This is a genomic window from Fictibacillus fluitans, from assembly GCF_030418125.1.
GTDB lineage: Bacteria > Bacillota > Bacilli > Bacillales > Fictibacillaceae > Fictibacillus_C > Fictibacillus_C fluitans.
Genome location: NZ_JAUHTR010000003.1, coordinates 368,559 through 385,696 on the forward strand (window position 1 = coordinate 368,559; position 17,138 = coordinate 385,696).

Annotated in this window: 13 protein-coding genes; 11 read left to right on the top strand and 2 right to left on the bottom strand. The window is 47.5% G+C overall.

What is annotated here, in order from left to right:
- Positions 1-94 precede the first annotated feature (94 nt).
- Entirely contained in the window at positions 95-466 is a 372-nt protein-coding gene (locus QYB97_RS09120; RefSeq protein ID WP_301165670.1) for a nuclear transport factor 2 family protein, read from the top strand.
- 54 nt (positions 467-520) lie between these two features.
- Here QYB97_RS09120 and QYB97_RS09125 read toward each other — a convergent pair whose 3' ends face one another.
- Positions 521-1,291: a SurA N-terminal domain-containing protein gene (locus tag QYB97_RS09125; protein WP_301165671.1), complete on the bottom strand. Its 771-nt coding sequence runs from the start codon at positions 1,289-1,291 to the stop codon at positions 521-523.
- A 128-nt stretch (positions 1,292-1,419) separates the two neighbouring features.
- Entirely contained in the window at positions 1,420-2,832 is a 1,413-nt protein-coding gene (locus QYB97_RS09130) for a hypothetical protein (RefSeq protein WP_301165672.1), read from the bottom strand.
- Between the two features lie 151 nt (positions 2,833-2,983).
- On the opposite strand from QYB97_RS09130, the gene QYB97_RS09135 reads away from it, so the two are divergent.
- The 10 genes from QYB97_RS09135 to QYB97_RS09180 all read left to right on the top strand — a co-directional run bounded on the left by QYB97_RS09135 (position 2,984) and on the right by QYB97_RS09180 (position 17,090).
- Positions 2,984-3,733, top strand: a complete 750-nt coding sequence (locus QYB97_RS09135; protein ID WP_301165673.1) for a DUF2161 domain-containing phosphodiesterase — start codon at positions 2,984-2,986, stop codon at positions 3,731-3,733.
- Positions 3,734-3,860: 127 nt separating this feature from the next.
- Positions 3,861-6,776: a type I pullulanase gene (gene pulA / locus QYB97_RS09140; protein WP_301165674.1), complete on the top strand. Its 2,916-nt coding sequence runs from the start codon at positions 3,861-3,863 to the stop codon at positions 6,774-6,776.
- A 151-nt stretch (positions 6,777-6,927) separates the two neighbouring features.
- Positions 6,928-7,917, top strand: a complete 990-nt coding sequence (gene eutB / locus QYB97_RS09145) for a hydroxyectoine utilization dehydratase EutB (protein WP_301165675.1) — start codon at positions 6,928-6,930, stop codon at positions 7,915-7,917.
- Between the two features lie 82 nt (positions 7,918-7,999).
- Positions 8,000-9,709 carry a PucR family transcriptional regulator gene (locus tag QYB97_RS09150; RefSeq protein WP_301165676.1) on the top strand — a complete coding sequence of 570 codons (1,710 nt, stop codon included), beginning with the start codon at positions 8,000-8,002 and terminating at the stop codon, positions 9,707-9,709.
- Between the two features lie 198 nt (positions 9,710-9,907).
- On the top strand, positions 9,908-11,101 hold the full coding sequence (locus QYB97_RS09155) for a M24 family metallopeptidase (RefSeq protein WP_301165677.1): 1,194 nt from the start codon (positions 9,908-9,910) through the stop codon (positions 11,099-11,101).
- Between the two features lie 14 nt (positions 11,102-11,115).
- On the top strand, positions 11,116-12,123 hold the full coding sequence (locus QYB97_RS09160; RefSeq protein ID WP_301165678.1) for a cyclodeaminase: 1,008 nt from the start codon (positions 11,116-11,118) through the stop codon (positions 12,121-12,123).
- On the top strand, positions 12,120-13,316 hold the full coding sequence (locus tag QYB97_RS09165; protein WP_301165679.1) for a cystathionine gamma-synthase family protein: 1,197 nt from the start codon (positions 12,120-12,122) through the stop codon (positions 13,314-13,316). The genes QYB97_RS09160 and QYB97_RS09165 overlap by 4 nt, the downstream gene beginning before the upstream one ends.
- A 33-nt stretch (positions 13,317-13,349) precedes the next feature.
- Positions 13,350-14,585: a M20 metallopeptidase family protein gene (locus QYB97_RS09170; protein WP_301165680.1), complete on the top strand. Its 1,236-nt coding sequence runs from the start codon at positions 13,350-13,352 to the stop codon at positions 14,583-14,585.
- Positions 14,575-15,630 (top strand): homoserine dehydrogenase, encoded by a 1,056-nt coding sequence (locus tag QYB97_RS09175; protein ID WP_301165681.1) that lies wholly within the window; start codon positions 14,575-14,577, stop codon positions 15,628-15,630. The genes QYB97_RS09170 and QYB97_RS09175 overlap by 11 nt, the downstream gene beginning before the upstream one ends.
- A 20-nt stretch (positions 15,631-15,650) precedes the next feature.
- Positions 15,651-17,090: an aldehyde dehydrogenase family protein gene (locus QYB97_RS09180; protein ID WP_301165682.1), complete on the top strand. Its 1,440-nt coding sequence runs from the start codon at positions 15,651-15,653 to the stop codon at positions 17,088-17,090.
- The last annotated feature ends 48 nt before the right edge of the window (positions 17,091-17,138 follow it).

A 17,138-nucleotide genomic window follows, 5' to 3' on the forward strand; every position in this document is an offset into this window, starting at 1 on the left:
TGATTTCTTGTTAAAAAAATAGAGCCGGAGTGGAAAGGATAACCCTTTTAGAAGAAGAATAGTAAAAGGAACACAGTATAAAGGAATGAGATCAATGGATGACATAATGAAAGAACAGATGAGGGAGCTGGAGGAGAGCCATTTGCGGCCGGATGTCCGAACGTCGGTCGAAAAGCTGGATGAACTGCTTGCCGATGATTTCCTTGAATTCGGCAGTTCGGGTTATCTGATACGAAAAGAGGACTGCTTGACAGGTGATCTGGCAGTTGATGATTTATTCCTCTCTAATTTTGAAGCTCGGATGCTGGCGCCTGACATTATATTAACTACCTATATTATCCGTAATGAGACAAAAGACCGGAACACATTGAGGAGTTCCATCTGGAAGCACATGGATGGAAGGTGGCAGCTTTACTTTCATCAGGGCACGGTAACTCCCCTGGATCCTTCATGGTCAATTCGTTAAACAAGACCACAAAAAAAGGATGGACCTCTAAGGAGTCCATCCTTTTTTGCGACATTAGATTTTTACATCAATCTTAGCGTTCTTTTTCAGACCTTCAACTTTTTTAACGAGTTTTTGCTGCTGCTGCTGCTGTTCGAGCTGCTGCTTGATCTGAGGTTTTACTTCTTCGAGTTTTGGCGCTTTTTGATCTTTTCCAGTACTTTGTTTGGCATATTTATTGTAGTAATCTTGAATTTCCTTGTCAGATACGTTATCCGCAGGAACTTCTTTTTGGATATACTTTTGTGAAGCGATGCCGTCAGCAATTTGCCCTTTAAGATCTGACTCGCTCAGGTTCGCTTGTTTAAGGGCTGCTGCGAATTTTTTCTCATCTTTATATTGCTTCTTGGTTTGAGCTAACTGCTCGTTCACTTCTTTATCTGATGCTTTGTATCCTTTTTTCTCTGCATCCTGAAGGATAAGGGATTGTCCAATCAGGCTTTCTACAGTCTGGTCTTTCACTTGCTTTGCAGCTTCTTTGGAGGAAGGGTCTTGTCCCATCTGCTGCATTTGCATTTGTGAAGAAGAAAGAGCCATGTTGTAATCTTTGCCTACGATCTTCTCATCATTTACCGTTGCCACGACTTTCTTGTCATCCACTTTTTGTGCATCCAGTTTCTTCTGCATTTCTTTCATTTGTTCTTCTTGCTTTTTCTGGTTATCGGCTTGAGATGTTTTTTCTTTGTCCTTTGTATCTGAAGCCTTTTTGTCTTTATCATCTGAACCGCAAGCTGTCAATGCGATGGCAAGCATTGCGATCATTAAAATTGAAATAATCTTTTTCATTATTTCACTCCTTTCAAAATTGCCCTTGGGGCGAATTATAACGGATTTGGAGTGAAAATGGAAATGAAACAGGAATTTGTTTTGTAAATGTAAAGAAGAAGACCCTGTAACCGGGGTCTTCTTTAGTGTCAAATCAAGAACATAGCCACAATGGTGGTGACCACAAGCCCGATGGTCACAGGGAGCAAATTTCTTCTGGCAAGCTCAAAAGGATCTACTCCGCAGATGGCTGCAGCCGGAATCAGCGCCCATGGCACCAGTGTGCCTCCGCCGACCCAAATGGCCGCAATTTGGCCAAGGGCAGTTAGTGTAGCTGCTCCTGCACCTATGGCATGGGCAAATAACGCGGCAATGGAGCCGGCAAGCGAAATACCGGAGAAACCGGAGCCGTCCAGGCCCGTAATGGCTCCCACACCTGTTAAGGTGACAGCACCGATTTCTTTGGTCAGCGGCACAACAGATGCGAGTGATACGCCAAGGTCATTCACAATGCCGTGTGAATGTTTGGGCAACAGGTTCCCGATGATGGTGTTGAAACCGGCGTCTCCGAGATAAAAGAAGGCAGCAATCGGAATAACCGGACCAAAAACTTTAAATCCAAACTGAAAACCTTCAATAAGATAACTGGTGGTTTTCTCCAATCCCGTACCTTTGTGTCCGGCCATCGAAATCAGAAGCAGAATGATAACAGAGGTGCCGCCGATCAGTGCGGTCGCATCACCGCCCTGAAGGTGAAACATAAACATGGCGGCAACATCCAAAGCAAATAAAACAGGAATGAGCAGCGCGAAAAAGCGTTTTTGGCTGGAGGAGAGCAAGGCGGGTTCTTCATTTTCGACGAGGCTTTCCTGAGAAGAAGCGGGGACTGCGGCCAATCCTATAGAGCCCGTAAGCTTGCCGTTTTTTAAATCCCGCCTTAAAAAGTAAAATGCACAACCGGTCGTAACGGCACCCATGACAATGACAAGTGGTAAGCTGGCCTGGATAACCTGGCTGACGGGAAGGCCGGCTGCGTCCGCGGTCAGTTTGGGTGCACCCTGGATGACAAAGTCACCGGACAATGCGATACCGTGACCGAAGAGGTTCATGGCCATGGCTACTCCAAGAGCCGGAAGACCGGCCCGAATGGCAACAGGAAGCAACACAGCTCCCATCAGGGCAACGGCGGGAGAGGGCCAAAAGAAAAAGGAGATCAACATCATGAGCAGCCCGATCGTCCAGTAAGCGAGGGCCGGTGACCGTATGAGCTTTGAAAAAGGGGAAATCATCACATCATTGATTCCTGAAGCGGTCAGTGTTTTACTCATGGCCACAATGATCGAGATGACGAGGATCGTGGAGAGGAGCTCGGTGATCGCGTAGGCAAAGCTGTTGAAGATGCTGCTTATCGAGGCGCTCAGCGAGCTTGTGGCAGTGAGGGCAATCAAGAAAATCCCCACAATACAGATGAGGGTCGTATCTCTTCTTGCTGCCATAAAGCCGATGATTAAAAAGATGAACACAACATAAATCCAATGAAGGGCTGTTAATTCAACGCCCATATCTGTTCTCTCCCTTCGCATTCATGTACCGGGCCAATGGGCAGGCGCCCGGTGAGTACTAACAGAATATGTAGGGAATGAAAAGTGGTGAGATAAAAAGCTTTTCAAAGATATGGGAACCGATTATAATGGGCACCAAAGCGAGGTAGTTATGAAGACGAGTAAAGAAAAACGCTATGAAACCGACCTGTATATGCCTGTTAGGGATTATTTCATTGAAAAAGGATATGAAGTCTACGGTGAAGTCCATCATTGTGATGTCGCCATGATCAAAGAAGAAGAGCTCGTTATCGTTGAACTCAAGCTCACCCTAAACGTGGATCTGCTGGTGCAGGCGACGAACCGGCAGCGGCTGACAGACTTTGTTTATATAGCAGTCCCCAAGCCTAAGTACAAACGGAATTCAAAAAAGTGGCATGATGTGCTGCACTTAATTAAGCGTCTTGAGCTTGGGCTTCTCCATGTATCTTTTACAAAAAAAGGAGCGGTCGTGGAAACAATTCTTGATCCCGGAGCCTTTGACCGCAAGAAAAGCCAGCAGCGGTATAAAAAAAGACGGACGAAGCTCCTGGAGGAGATCAGAGGCAGGAATGGGGATTACAATGTTGGCGGAAGCAGCAAAACGAAACTGATTACCGCCTACATGGAAACCTGCATTTACATCGCCTGCCTGCTGGAGGAATTCGGTCCGCTGACACCGAAAGCACTGCGCGGATGGGGAACGGGAGACAAAACGCTCTCCATTTTAAACAAAAACTACTATGGCTGGTTTGAAAAAATTTCCCGGGGCATCTATTCGATAAGTGAAAAAGGGAAAAAGGAATTAGGAGATTACCCTGAACAGGTAACCTATTTTCAAAACAAAATGAAAGAGTTGCAGGCAGAAGCCGAAAAAAGCTGAGTATCGCTTTTCGGCTTTTTTTTGTGCCTTTTGACCCATCTATTATGCAAACGCTTTCACTTACTGCTTTATCATGGTAAAGTTGTGATAGCAATCCAAAATTTTCATGTTAAGGGGAGGACAGGATATGGCAGGGACCAAGATCAAACGCTTTATTTCTTTAGTATCCATTTTCACTTTGCTTCTGGGAGTCTTTTTTTCATTCCATTCTGTGCAATCGTTTGCAGAGGGGACTTCTTCAGGAGGGAAAACAAAAGTAACCATTCATTACAAGCCTTCCGAGGGGAATACGAAGGACTGGAGTTTATGGATTTTTCCTGAAGGCGGGGAAGGAAAAGCATATCCGTTTACCGGAGAGGACAAATTCGGAAAGCTGGCCGAGGTCGAGCTGGATGGTACATACAAAAAAGTGGGCTTTATTGTCCGCACTGACAGCTGGGAAAAAGACGGAGTCGACCGTTTCATTGATATTACTGGAGGCGAAGGAGAGGTCTGGGTGAAGTCAGGGGATGACAACACCTATACCGAGCCGCCTGACGGTGAATACCGTGACTTGCCTGCCTATGAAAACCTCAATGTGAAAGTGCATTATTTCCGATACGATAATCAATACGACGGATGGAATCTGTGGACATGGCCGGAGAACGGTGAAGGAAAAGCGGTCCAGTTTACAGAGGAAGATGCGTTCGGCAAAGTGGCAACAATCAAAATGGAGAACCTGAAAGACGTTCACAAGCTGGGGCTGATTGTAAGAAAGAGCATACCAGGCAATGATTGGGCCGAAAAGGAGTTCAATGACCGCTATGTTACGAAGTTTAAGGAAGACGGCTCTGCCGAGGTATGGATTGCGCAGGGGCAGGAGCGCATTTACTATGATAAAGACCAAATAGACCGTACACCGAAAATTGTAAAAGCATCGATCGATGGCTTTCGTGAAATTACCTTTGAAACCAATTTTCCGTTTGATGTAAAAGAACATGGCATCAGCCTTGCCGGCGGTGCGTCCATCAAACAAGTTCTTCCTGCGGACAAGGAAGCGGGTGACTTCACAAATAAAGTGAAGATTATCACTTCCGAAGATTTGGATCTGACCAAAGTGTACAAGGTTTCCAAAGAAAACTTTGGAGAAGCTGCAGTTCAAGCAGGCAAGGTGGTCCGCACACCGGAATTTGACAACAAGTTCTTTTACAGCGGAGATGACTTGGGAAACAGCTATTCCAAAAAGGAAACAAAATTCCGGCTTTGGGCGCCAACTGCCAGTGAGGCGAAGCTCGTGATGTACAAATCATGGCAGGACGAAAAGGGTACAGAGGTTCCATTGAAAAAAGGCAAGCGTGGAACATGGAAAGTAACACTAAAAGGCAACCAGGAAGGTCTGGTCTATACGTACAAGGTGAAGATCGGAAACCAATGGAATGAGGCGGTTGATCCCTATGCCCGTGCGGTTACCGTAAACGGCCAAAAAGGGGCTGTCATCGATTTGGACAAAACCGATCCAAAGCACTTCCATAAACGGATGAAAGCTTTCACTCCGGAAGATGCTGTCATTTATGAACTTCATGTCAGAGACCTTTCCATGCACCCGAAAAGCGGAATCAAGCATAAAGGTAAATTTCTGGGAGTGGCTGAAGAAAACACAACAGGACCAGAAGGTGTAAAAACAGGGCTGAACCATATCAAAGATCTCGGTGTGACACATGTCCAGCTTCTGCCGATTTATGATTATAAGACGGTAGATGAAACCAAGCTCGACCAGCCTCAGTTTAACTGGGGATATGATCCGCAGAACTACAATGCACCGGAAGGATCTTATTCGACAAATCCTTACAAGCCGGCTGTCAGGATCAAAGAAATGAAGCAGATGGTCAATACAATGCATCACAACAATTTAAGAGTAATAATGGATGTCGTGTATAACCACATGTTCTCAGCAGAGGAATCGAACTTCCAAAAGCTTGTACCGGGTTATTACTTCCGCTATAACGAAGACGGTACACTGGCAAACGGAACGGGAGTAGGGAACGATACGGCTTCTGAACGCAAAATGATGCGCAAATTTATTGTGGAATCCGTCAGCTACTGGGTAAAGGAATACAATCTGGACGGCTTCCGGTTTGATTTGATGGGCATTCATGATGTAAAAACAATGAATGAGGTCAGAAAGGCATTGAACAAAATTGACCCTTCGATCATCGTACTCGGTGAAGGATGGGACCTCAATACCCCGCTTGATCCGTCCTTGAAGGCCAATCAAAAGAATGCCGGAAAAATGAATGGCATTGCCCATTTTAACGATGGTATCCGCGACGGCTTAAAGGGCAGCGTGTTTGTCGATACAGACAAAGGGTTTGTGAACGGAAAACCTGATACCGAAGAAACAATTAAAGAAGGCGTCAAAGCAGGGATCGATTACCCGGACACAATGGCGACCTATAAAGATCCGGAGCAGGTGATCACCTATGTTGAGGCTCACGATAACCACACGCTGTGGGACAAGCTGCAGCTGACAAATCCGGAAAGCCCGGTGGATACCCGTAAAAAGATGCACAAGCTTGCGTCATCGATCATCCTGACTTCTCAAGGGATTTCCTTCCTGCACGCGGGACAGGAATTCATGAGAACGAAAGGCGGCGATCATAACAGCTACAAGTCGCCTGACGCGGTCAACCAGCTGGACTGGCAGCGTCGTGCCGATTTCAGCAAAGAGGTAGACTATATGAAAGGCTTGATTAAGCTCCGAAAAGGCCATCCTGCCTTCCGGATGCGAACGGCTGCTGATATCAGGAGCCATATCAAGTTCCTCCCTGCACCGAAAAATACGGTTGCCTATGATCTGACAGGTCATGCGAACAAAGACAGATCAAAGGATCTTGTTGTGGTATACAACGCCAACACAAGCGTTCAAACGATCTCTCTTCCAAAGATCGGTCCGTGGAGAATCCTTGCAAATGGCGAAGAGGCGGGCAACAAACCCCTAGGAATCGTAATGGGCAAAACTGTTAAAGTACCGGCCCTCAGTACCGTTGTGCTGGATGGACGATAATAATAAGCTTAGAAACCGCTGGAGGATTCCGGCGGTTTTTATCATTCTGTAGTAAAAGCCCTTCCTGTTACTAGTCACTTTTCACAATAGATTACAGAATATTGTTACTATATAATCCGAAGTAGAGATGCTTTAACAGGGAGGGAACAAAATGAAGGAAATCAAATCTCAGGTAACGATACAAAATGTATGGGGAGCAAGGAAAAGGATCAGTTCTTTAATCGGCAGAACGCCGGCTGTCGAATCTTTTATTCTATCAGAAAAGTTGGGCCGTCCGGTCTACCTGAAGCTCGAAACGGTCCATGATACAGGAGCCTTTAAGGTGAGGGGAGCAGCCAATAAAATCCTCAGTTTAAGTGAGGAGGAAAGAAAGCTGGGAGTAGCGACCTATTCGACCGGCAACCACGGAATGGCAGTGGCTTATGTAGCCAAAAAGCTCGGAATTCAAGCGACCGTTTGCATCTCCAACCGGGTACCGAAGGCAAAAGTAGATTCATTGAAAAGGCTCGGCGCCGCGATTGAATTTTGCGGAGAGAGCCAGGATGAAGCAGGCGAACGCTGTCTGATGCTGGAAAATGATCACGGTTTAACCGTCATCGAACCCTTTGATGATCCGGAGGTCATTGCCGGGCAGGGAACCATCGGCCTCGAACTTCTGGAGGACATTCCTCATTTGAAGGATGTGGTGGTCCCTCTTTCAGGGGGAGGACTGTTGTCAGGAATCGGTATGGCAGTCAAAACGAATGACCCTTCCATTCGTGTGACGGGTGTTTCCATGGTAGAATCAGCCGTCATGCATGAAAGTTTAAGAGCAGGCAGACCGGTTAAGATGCCCGAAAAGGATACGCTTGCCGACAGCCTGCTCGGGGGCATCGGACTGGATAACCGGTATACGTTTGGCATGGTCCAAAAATACATGGACCGGGGGGTATTAATTCCAGAAGAGGAAATTGCCCACAGTATGGCGTTCATGATGGACCATCACCGAATGATTATGGAAGGAGCAGCGGCGACTGGAATTGCGGCACTGCTGGGAAATCATATCGAGTACAAGGATGGGGCGGTCGCCGTCATTATTACAGGACATAATGTGGATTTATCAGTTGTTCAGCATGTACTGAATGGGTATCACCCTGAATAGGACTCCCCGCCTGCTGCAAGTTTTGGTATAGTTAACTATATGAATATTTAGAAAATAATCTTGCTGCCAGGGGGGAGAGCGGTTGAAGTTAGCGGTGAATGATCTGTTAGGCTTAGAAATTATGGGAAATGCCAGGGTTCGGACCGGGAGCTCCCATCTTAAGGAAAAGCATGTCCAGTGGATTTCTGCCATTGAAATGCCTGTGGAAAACTTTGTGCGTAAGAACGAAGTCGTCCTCAGTACAGCGATCGGCTGCGGGCATGATGTTCAATTATTTAAAACGTTTGTGGAGGATATTATCCATTCAGAAGCTTCCGCCTTGATTATTGCATTGGGGCGTTATATCTTTGACGTTCCCAAAGAAGTTGTGGAGCTGGCCGAAAAGCATCAATTTATCATTATGGAGATACCGTGGGAAGTCCGGTTTTCTACCATTATAGAAGAAGTGTTGAGAGAACTGAATGATATTCAGCATAAAGAACGGGAGAAGTCGGAAAAAGCGCAGCAGGAGCTTCTCCAGCTGATTCTCAAGGAAACGAGTCTTGGGGAAATTTCCGGTTACATCCAGCATCAGGTGGGCTGTCCGATCATTATTACCGACCGGGCAGGTATCGTTCAGGACCGGACGGAAGCGGGCGACCCGGACGGAAAATGGAAGTATTATAACCTGAAGGATGGAATTTCCACAAAAAAGAGGCCCTCCCTTTTGCCCCAGGATCCGATGTATCAAAAGTTCCAAATGATTGAGCTCGATGGTGAACCTGTTCTCCGGCTTCCGATTCTGAATGCTTCCGGAGATGTTCAAGGATATTTATTTGTTTTGTTCCCGAAGAATGAAAAAATTGAGGATTTTCTCACTCAATACCGGGTAAATGTGCTTGAGCATTCAGCTACCACCATCGCGCTTTGGCTGTCGCGCCAAAATGCCATTGAAGAAACCGAGATGCGCCTTCGCAGTGATTTTATACAGGAATTGGCCAAAGGCGAATTTACTACTGATGAACAAGCGGAATCCCGGGCCAAACTGCTCGGGTTCAATCTTAAGCTTTCTTATGTCTGTATTGCCGGTTATCCGGAGAACCTTGAGATGCTGTTTAAAAAAAGAAAGCAGCATGACCTTTCATATGAGCATTGGCTCGACAGCATGATCCGTTACATTGAGGAAGAGATTTATTATGCTGCCGGGTCGCTTGAAAAAGAAGTCATGATGACTTACCAGGGAGATAAACTAATCCTCTTTGTACAGGCCAAAAACAATGAAAATCCTGCCCATCATTTTCTGGACCTGGTGGAGAGGCGACTCCGGAATTTGCTGCCGGATGTGATCATTTCATGGGGAATCGGGGGGGCACAAGAAACCATCGCAGGATTTAGAACGGGCTATGATCATGCACAAACGGCTCTTCAAATCGGCAGAAAGAAAAAAGGGGCAGGGTACCGGGTGCTGTATGAGAATACGAAGGTGGACAGGGTGCTGTTAACCCTCGCCCAAAACAAGGAAATGAAAGAAATCATTGTCACTGCCATCGATCCGCTCATCCAATATGACCAGCAGCGTAACATGGATCTGATCGGCACCTTCAGCACCTATAATGAATGCCACGGGAACGTCAGCCAGACTGCCCGCCTGCTCAATCTCCACCGGCAGTCTTTATTGTACAGACTGCGCAAAATTGAAACGTTGACAGGCCTTTCCCTCATTGATACGGATGATTTATTCCTGCTTGACCTCAGTATAAAGACGTGGAGACTGGGTCTTACTGAATCTCCTGTTTACTCAGAAACCATTTGATGTTCGTGTATTGAAACAAAGACCTGTGTGTGTGGTCTTTGTTTTTTTATACACATTTCTGATAAAGTGGCTGAAATTTTTACAAAAACTTCATACATTTTTGCAGATGAGAGAAAACCGGCTTTTCTTTTATACTAGACTCATAGATTAAATATTCATAAAATTCAATCAATAAGTGTAACGGGGAGGGTGGGTTCAATGTCATTTGGAACAACTGAATATCAGGAGAGAATTTTGAGAACGAAACAAAGAATGGCGGAAAAGGGAGTTGAGGTCCTGCTGATCACGGATCCCGCAAATATGAATTACTTATCCGGTTATGATGGATGGTCCTTTTATGTTCATCAAATGCTGATCGTCATTGATGATGAAGACCAGCCCATTTGGATCGGCCGCAATCAGGATGCGAATGGAGCCAAAGCCACATCCTGGCTCTATCATGAGAACCTGATTCCTTATCCGGATGATTATGTTCAATCCGATACGAAGCATCCGATGGACTTTGTTGCTGATATTTTAAAGCAGATCGGACAGGACAAACGGACGTGTGGAGTAGAGATGGATAACTACTATTTCACCGCCAAATGCTATGAACAGCTGAAAAAGGGACTGCCGGACGCCGAATTCAAGGATGCAACTCTGCTCGTCAATTGGATCCGCCTCATTAAATCAGATACAGAGATAGAGTATATGAAACGTGCGGCCAAAATCGTGGAAAAGGCTATGATGGACGGAATCGGGATGATTAACGAAGGTGTACGGGAATGCGATGTGGCGGCCAGGATTTTTCATACCCAGATCACGGGAACCAAGGAATTCGGAGGAGATTATCCGTCTATCGTTCCCTTGCTGCCATCAGGGGAAAAAACATCCACACCCCACTTGACCTGGACCGATGACAGATATAAAAAAGGGGATTCAGTCATCCTGGAGCTGGCCGGCTGCTACAAACGGTATCATTCCCCTCTTGCCAGAACGGTCAATATTGGAAAACCGTCTGAACGGCTGCAATACCTTTCCGAAGTGGTGGTAGAGGGATTGAATGCCTGTCTGGATATGATCAAACCGGGCATTGCCTGTGAAGAAATTGAAGAAACGTGGAGAAAGACCATTCATAAAAGCGGGATCGTTAAGGAATCACGTCTTGGTTATGCAGTGGGTCTGAACTATCCTCCGGATTGGGGCGAGCATACAGCCAGTATCCGTAAGGGAGACAAAACGATCCTCCAGCCCAATATGACGTTCCATCTCATCCCGGGCATCTGGCTTGATCAGTATGGATTTGAAGCGAGCGAAGCGCTAAGGGTAACAGCAACAGGCTGTGAAACATTTGCTTCCTTGCCAAGACAGCTGGTGATTAAAGAAGGAGCTCTTGAAACCAACTTTAACTAAAAGGAGAGCGGCAGATGTACATTTTTACAGAAGAAGAGTTAAGGCAGCACATATCACTTAACCATAAAGCATTATCGGTGGTAGAAGACGGGTTCACAAGCCTCGCTGAAAAAAGAGCGGTCATGCCTCCCATCATGAGGGTGGACGTGCATGACCACAACGGCGAAGTAGATGTGAAAACGGCCTATATCAAAGGCAAGGATAAGTTTGCAATTAAAGTGTCTTCAGGATTTTTTAACAATTACCAGCTCGGACTGCCAAGCGGAAGCGGGCTGATGATGCTCGTAAGCGCAACAACCGGAGTTCCTGAGGCGCTCCTGCTCGACAATGGATACCTGACCGATGTGCGGACAGCCGCGGCGGGGGCGATCGCATCGAAATACCTGGCGAAAAAGGATATTGATACGGTAGGTGTGATCGGGTGCGGCAGCCAGGGACGGTATCAGGTAAAAGCGCTTAAGCTTGTCCGTAATTTCAAACAGGTGCTTGTCTATGGAAGATCACAGGACCGGGTACAAGCGTATGTGAAGGAAATGACCAAAGAGCTTGGTGTAGAGGTATTGGCGGCCGGCAGTGCAAAAGAGGCCGTTATCCAGAGTGATCTTGTCATTACAACAACACCGGCAAGTGAACCGGTGATTAAAGCTGAGTGGCTTCATCCCGGAATTCATATCACGGCGATGGGCTCGGATGCAGAGCACAAACAGGAGCTTGAAGCAGAGGTTCTGGCGAAAGCTGACGTTCTGGTCTGTGATACGGTCGCTCAATGTGAGCGGATGGGCGAGCTTCATCACGCGGTCTCCCAGGGAGTGATTTCGCAGACAAAAGATATCCCAGAAGTCGGTGAGCTTACCTCAAAGCAGGCTGCAGGCCGTCAGAATGATGAGCAGATTACAGTGTGTGATCTGACAGGAACAGGTGTACAGGATACGGCGATTGCTCTGTTCGCTTTTCAGGAGATGGTGAACCGGGGTCTTGGCCTGAAAATTGAAAACAAAACTAAAGGAGGAGTCATCGTATGACACAGAAGGCAAAAGCAGGAACACAATCCGTTTGGGCAGGAGAGAAAGACTATTTGGTGCACGGCGCAACCCAGGTGCCGGTGGTTTTAAGTGTGGCTTATGGCTATGACGATATGGATGAATGGTATGACGTGGCCATCGGCAAGAAAAAAGGACATATTTACGGCAGGAATACGAATCCAACCGTTCAGGCGTTTGAAGATAAAGTAAAGATTCTTGAGGGGGCAGAAGCGGCTACAAGTTTTTCAACCGGAATGGCTGCGATCAGCAACACGCTGTCCACGTTCCTTGTGCCGGGTGACCGGATTGTTTCCATCAAGGATACATACGGCGGAACGAATAAGATTTTCACTGAATTTCTTCCCCGCCAGCAGATAGAGGTGGTTCTGTGTGAAACAGGCAACCATGAACAAATCGAAGAAGAAGTAGGCAAAGGATGTTCCATTCTTTATCTGGAGACACCAACGAATCCGACCGTTAAGATCACAGACATTGAACGAATGGCCAAGGCGGGCCGTGAAGCCGGGGCACTCGTGGTGGTGGATAACACGTTTGGAACACCGATTAATCAAAATCCCCTTGCACTTGGTGCGGATTTGGTTATCCACAGTGCAACCAAGTTCCTTGGCGGCCATGCCGACGCGCTTGGAGGCGTTGTGTGCGGTTCTGCCGAACTGGTGGAAAAAATCTATCATTTCCGTGAAATTAACGGAGCAACCATGGATCCAATGGCAGCCTACCTGATGCTGCGCGGCATGAAAACATTGAAGCTCCGTGTCCGCCAGCAAAGTGAAAATGCATTGGCACTGGCCAGGTTCCTCGAGACGCAAGAGCTTGTGGAGGGAGTTTATTATCCGGGACTTGAAACACATCCAAACCATGACATCGCCAAAAAACAGATGAGAGGATTTGGCGGGATGCTCAGCTTTGCCGTAAAAGGCGGCGTCGAAACGGTGCGGGACCTTCTTCCGAAATTGCAATATGCCAACCGGGCAGCAAACCTTGGTGCGGTAGAAACAACCGTCGGACCGGCGCGTACCACAAGCCATGTTGAATGTACGCCGGAAGAGCGGGCAGCCATGGGCATCCCGGAAGGATTAATCAGGATCTCCTGCGGCATTGAAGATATTGAGGACATTATTGCCGATTTTGAACAAGCCTTTCAGCATGTGGAAAGCGGGTTGAAGGTTTAAGACATTTTCCGGGTTTGAGGAGATGAGTGGTCTATGAAACATCCGGAATGGACAGAGAGTATGAAGGAAAAGCTTGTGGCCTGGCGGGAGCATATTCATCAAAGGCCGGAACTCAGCTTTCAGGAGTTTGAAACGTCAAGTTACATTGCCAATGCTTTAAGAAAGATGCCGGGGATGAAGACAGAAACTGAAGTAGGCTGGGCTACCGGGGTCGTCGGCACTTTGTCTGCGGGAGAAGGACCTGTGATCGCGATCAGGGCGGATATCGACGCCCTGCCGATTACAGAAGAAAACAATGTGCGCTATTCCTCAGAAAACGATGGAGTGATGCACGCCTGTGGACATGATGCACACACGTCGATTGTCCTTGGAGTAGCCACATTGCTGTCGGAACACTTACAAACAGGGGAGCTGGCGGGAACCGTGAAGTTTATTTTCCAGCCGGCAGAAGAAAGTATGGATGAAAATGGTCTTTCCGGCTCTCCATACATGATCAGGGCCGGTGCCTATGATGGAGTGGATGCGGCCATTGCTCTTCACATGTGTCCGTGGCTGCCCACAGGTTCCATGCAAGTGAACGACGGATACAGCATGGCGAATGTCGACGTGTTCCAGGGAGTGATTACGGGGACAGGCGGCCATGGGGCTTACCCGGAGCAGGGGACAGACCCAATCTGGATGCTGGGCCCGGTGCTGCAGGCACTTCATGGCATCGTGGCAAGGAAACTCTCGGCTTTGGATTCGGCTGTGGTCAGTATCGGAGAAATACACGCAGGTTCAGCAAGCAACATTATTCCTACCGAAGTATCCATAACTGGCACCATGCGCAGCTATTCACCGGAAGTGCGGGACAAGCTGGCGGTGGAGCTGCAGCGGGCGTTTTCCATTGTTGAACCGCTCGGCGGAGAGTATTCCTTTCGAATCGACCGCGGCGAGCCTGCGTTGAAAAATGACCCGACAGTAAATCAGTGGTTTATCAAGGCGGCCGAGCAGTTGTATCCAACTATTAATATCACAAGAGGTCCTTTCGGAATGGGCGGGGAGGATTTTGGATACGTAACGGAAAGGGTACCAGGTGCGCTGTTTTTTCTGGGATGTGCTGAACCTGACGGTGAGCAAAAGGATTTGCATACCCCGATTTTTGACATCGATGAGGAGTGCCTGCCAATTGGTACGGCAATCCTGGCACAAACAGTAATCAATTATTTAAAGGGCGAGGCAGTTCTGCCAAACCGCAAAAAGGTGGAGGTCGACATTCATGGCACATAAACTCGCATTTATCGGGTTTGGGACAGTCGGTCAGGGGCTGGCTGAAATTTTAGAAAACAAGAAAGAACAGTTAAAGGTGAATGAAAATTTCGAAGCAGAAATAGTGGCCATATCAGACTTTAATAAAGGATCCATCTATCACCCAAGAGGTCTTGAAATTGGAACAGTGCTTGGAGTGCTCAAGGAAACCGGAAATCTGGAAAACTATCCTTCTTCACCTGGTCTCGTGACGGGATGGGACAGCCTTACGACCATCCGTGAATCCAATGCGGATACCATTGTCGAAGTATCCTATACCGATGTCAAAACAGGGCAGCCCGCAATTGACCATTGCCGCACCGCGTTTAGGGCCCAAAAGAATGTGGTGATGACAAACAAGGGCCCTGTTGCGCTGGCGTATCAGGAGCTGTCACACCTGGCAGAAATGCAAGGTGTTCATTGGGGTTTTGAAGGCACTGTGATGAGCGGGACGCCATCCTTGCGCATGCCAATCGCTGCGCTTGCTGGAAATGAAATCTATGAAATCCGCGGTATTTTAAACGGGACGACCAATTATATCCTGACGAAAATGGAGGATGAAGGGGTTACGTATGAGGAAGCATTGATGGAGGCTCAGGCCCTTGGCTATGCAGAAGCCGATCCGACAAGCGATTTGGAGGGATATGACGCGCGGTATAAAATTGCGATTCTTGCAAACTATGTCATGAAGCAGCCGCTTTCTGTAGATGAGATTTCCTGCAGGGGAATCACGGAAATTAACCGGCATGATATTGAAACCGCCAAAGCGGAGGGCAAACGGTGGAAGCTTCTCGCAAAGGCGCGAAAAGAGAATGGAAGAGTTGTTGCTTCCATTGCTCCCGAAAAAGTAGAGGCCACTGATCCTCTCGCATCCATCAAAGGAACGGTAAATGCAATTGCTTATGACTGTGACCTTTTAGGTACCGTAACATTGAGCGGAGCCGGAGCAGGCAAAGTGGAAACGGGATTCTCTCTGCTCATTGACTTGATCAACATTGACCGTGAACGGAAACTGGTAAACATCTAAACAAGAAAGGCGGGGAAATTATGACCATTCAGATTGCTGGACAAAAGATGTTTTTAGGAGGCTCCTGGGTAAATCGCGAAAAAGTCATTGAGGTAAGGGACCCGCAGGATAATACATTGATTGACACCGTTCCGGCCGCCTCAGAGGAAGATATGCTGTCCTGTATCGAGCTTGCGAAAGAAGGAGCAAAAATTGCGGCCGCGATGCCGGTTTACGAACGCATGTCGGTCATTCACAGGGCGGCTGATTACATCGAAGCGAACAAGGAAAAATATGCTTCCATTATTGCTCAGGAAGGCTCAAAAACCATCCGTGAAGCGGCAAAAGAGACAGCAAGGTGCATTCAGACTCTCCGGATCAGTGCCGAAGAGGCAAGGCGCATCCAGGGAGAGACCATTCCCTTTGACCAGATGGAGGGCAGCCAAAACCGTGTCGGCTACTATCAGCGTTTTCCCATTGGCATTATCGGAGCGATCACTCCATTCAACGACCCGCTGAACCTGGTGGCCCATAAAGTCGGACCGGCCATCGCATCAGGAAATGCGATCATTGTGAAACCTGCTACGGTTACACCGCTCAGTGCCTTGCTGCTTGCAGAAGCTTTTTCACAAAGCGGGCTTCCGCCGAAAGTGCTGTCCGTTATTACGGGGTATGGCAGTGAAATTGGCGATGTGCTGGTTACACACCCGGCGATCCGCATGATTTCATTTACAGGCGGTGTAGAGGCAGGAGAAGAGATTGTAAAAAAAGCGGGGTTGAAAAAAATCAGCATGGAGCTTGGTTCGAATTCCCCTGTTATTGTGCTTGAAGACGCTGATTTGGAAGATGCGGTGGAATCCACGGTGTCCGGAGCGTTTTGGGCAGCTGGCCAGAATTGCCTGAGCGTCCAGCGCATATACGTCCAGCAGAAAGTGATGGATCCATTTAAAGAAGGCTTTGTACAACGAACTAAACAATATCGTGTGGGAGATAAGCTGTCAGAGCTGACGGATATGGGGCCGCTCATTACAGAGAAGGAAGCGGTGCGTATCGAAAACCTTGTAAATGAAGCAATTGATGAAGGGGCAGAGCTGCTGACAGGCGGGGAAAGAAAGGGTGCTTTCTACTCTCCAACGGTGTTAAAAAACGTTCCTGAGCATTGTGCTATTGCCAGGGAAGAAATTTTCGGCCCGGTCGTTCTTCTTTTTGAAGTGGAGAACGTGGACGAGGCGATTGAAAAAGCGAATGCGGTCAGCTATGGCCTGCAAGGAGGCATTTTCACAAAAAACATGGACCAAGCCCAAAAGGCCATTGCCAACATGGAAGTCGGAGGCATCATGATCAATGACAGCAGTGATTACCGGATTGACGCCATGCCGTTTGGCGGTGTAAAAAAATCAGGTCTTGGAAGAGAAGGCATCAAATTTGCCATACAGGAAATGACTGAGCCAAAAGTTGTTTGCTACAAATTATCTAATTGAAAAGTGAAAGAGGGTTAAAGAAAGAGGCAAGATTACGGTAATAAGAGG

What these genes read in the sequence shown, in the direction of transcription:
- QYB97_RS09170 (WP_301165680.1), top strand. Translation starts at nt 13,350, where the DNA reads ATGAAACATCCGGAATGGACAGAGAGTATGAAGGAAAAGCTTGTGGCC.
- QYB97_RS09155 (WP_301165677.1), top strand. Translation starts at nt 9,908, where the DNA reads ATGTCATTTGGAACAACTGAATATCAGGAGAGAATTTTGAGAACGAAA.
- eutB (WP_301165675.1), top strand. Translation starts at nt 6,928, where the DNA reads ATGAAGGAAATCAAATCTCAGGTAACGATACAAAATGTATGGGGAGCA.
- QYB97_RS09180 (WP_301165682.1), top strand. Translation starts at nt 15,651, where the DNA reads ATGACCATTCAGATTGCTGGACAAAAGATGTTTTTAGGAGGCTCCTGG.
- QYB97_RS09130 (WP_301165672.1), bottom strand. Translation starts at nt 2,832, where the DNA reads ATGGGCGTTGAATTAACAGCCCTTCATTGGATTTATGTTGTGTTCATC.
- QYB97_RS09160 (WP_301165678.1), top strand. Translation starts at nt 11,116, where the DNA reads ATGTACATTTTTACAGAAGAAGAGTTAAGGCAGCACATATCACTTAAC.
- pulA (WP_301165674.1), top strand. Translation starts at nt 3,861, where the DNA reads ATGGCAGGGACCAAGATCAAACGCTTTATTTCTTTAGTATCCATTTTC.
- QYB97_RS09165 (WP_301165679.1), top strand. Translation starts at nt 12,120, where the DNA reads ATGACACAGAAGGCAAAAGCAGGAACACAATCCGTTTGGGCAGGAGAG.
- QYB97_RS09175 (WP_301165681.1), top strand. Translation starts at nt 14,575, where the DNA reads ATGGCACATAAACTCGCATTTATCGGGTTTGGGACAGTCGGTCAGGGG.
- QYB97_RS09120 (WP_301165670.1), top strand. Translation starts at nt 95, where the DNA reads ATGGATGACATAATGAAAGAACAGATGAGGGAGCTGGAGGAGAGCCAT.
- QYB97_RS09125 (WP_301165671.1), bottom strand. Translation starts at nt 1,291, where the DNA reads ATGAAAAAGATTATTTCAATTTTAATGATCGCAATGCTTGCCATCGCA.
- QYB97_RS09135 (WP_301165673.1), top strand. Translation starts at nt 2,984, where the DNA reads ATGAAGACGAGTAAAGAAAAACGCTATGAAACCGACCTGTATATGCCT.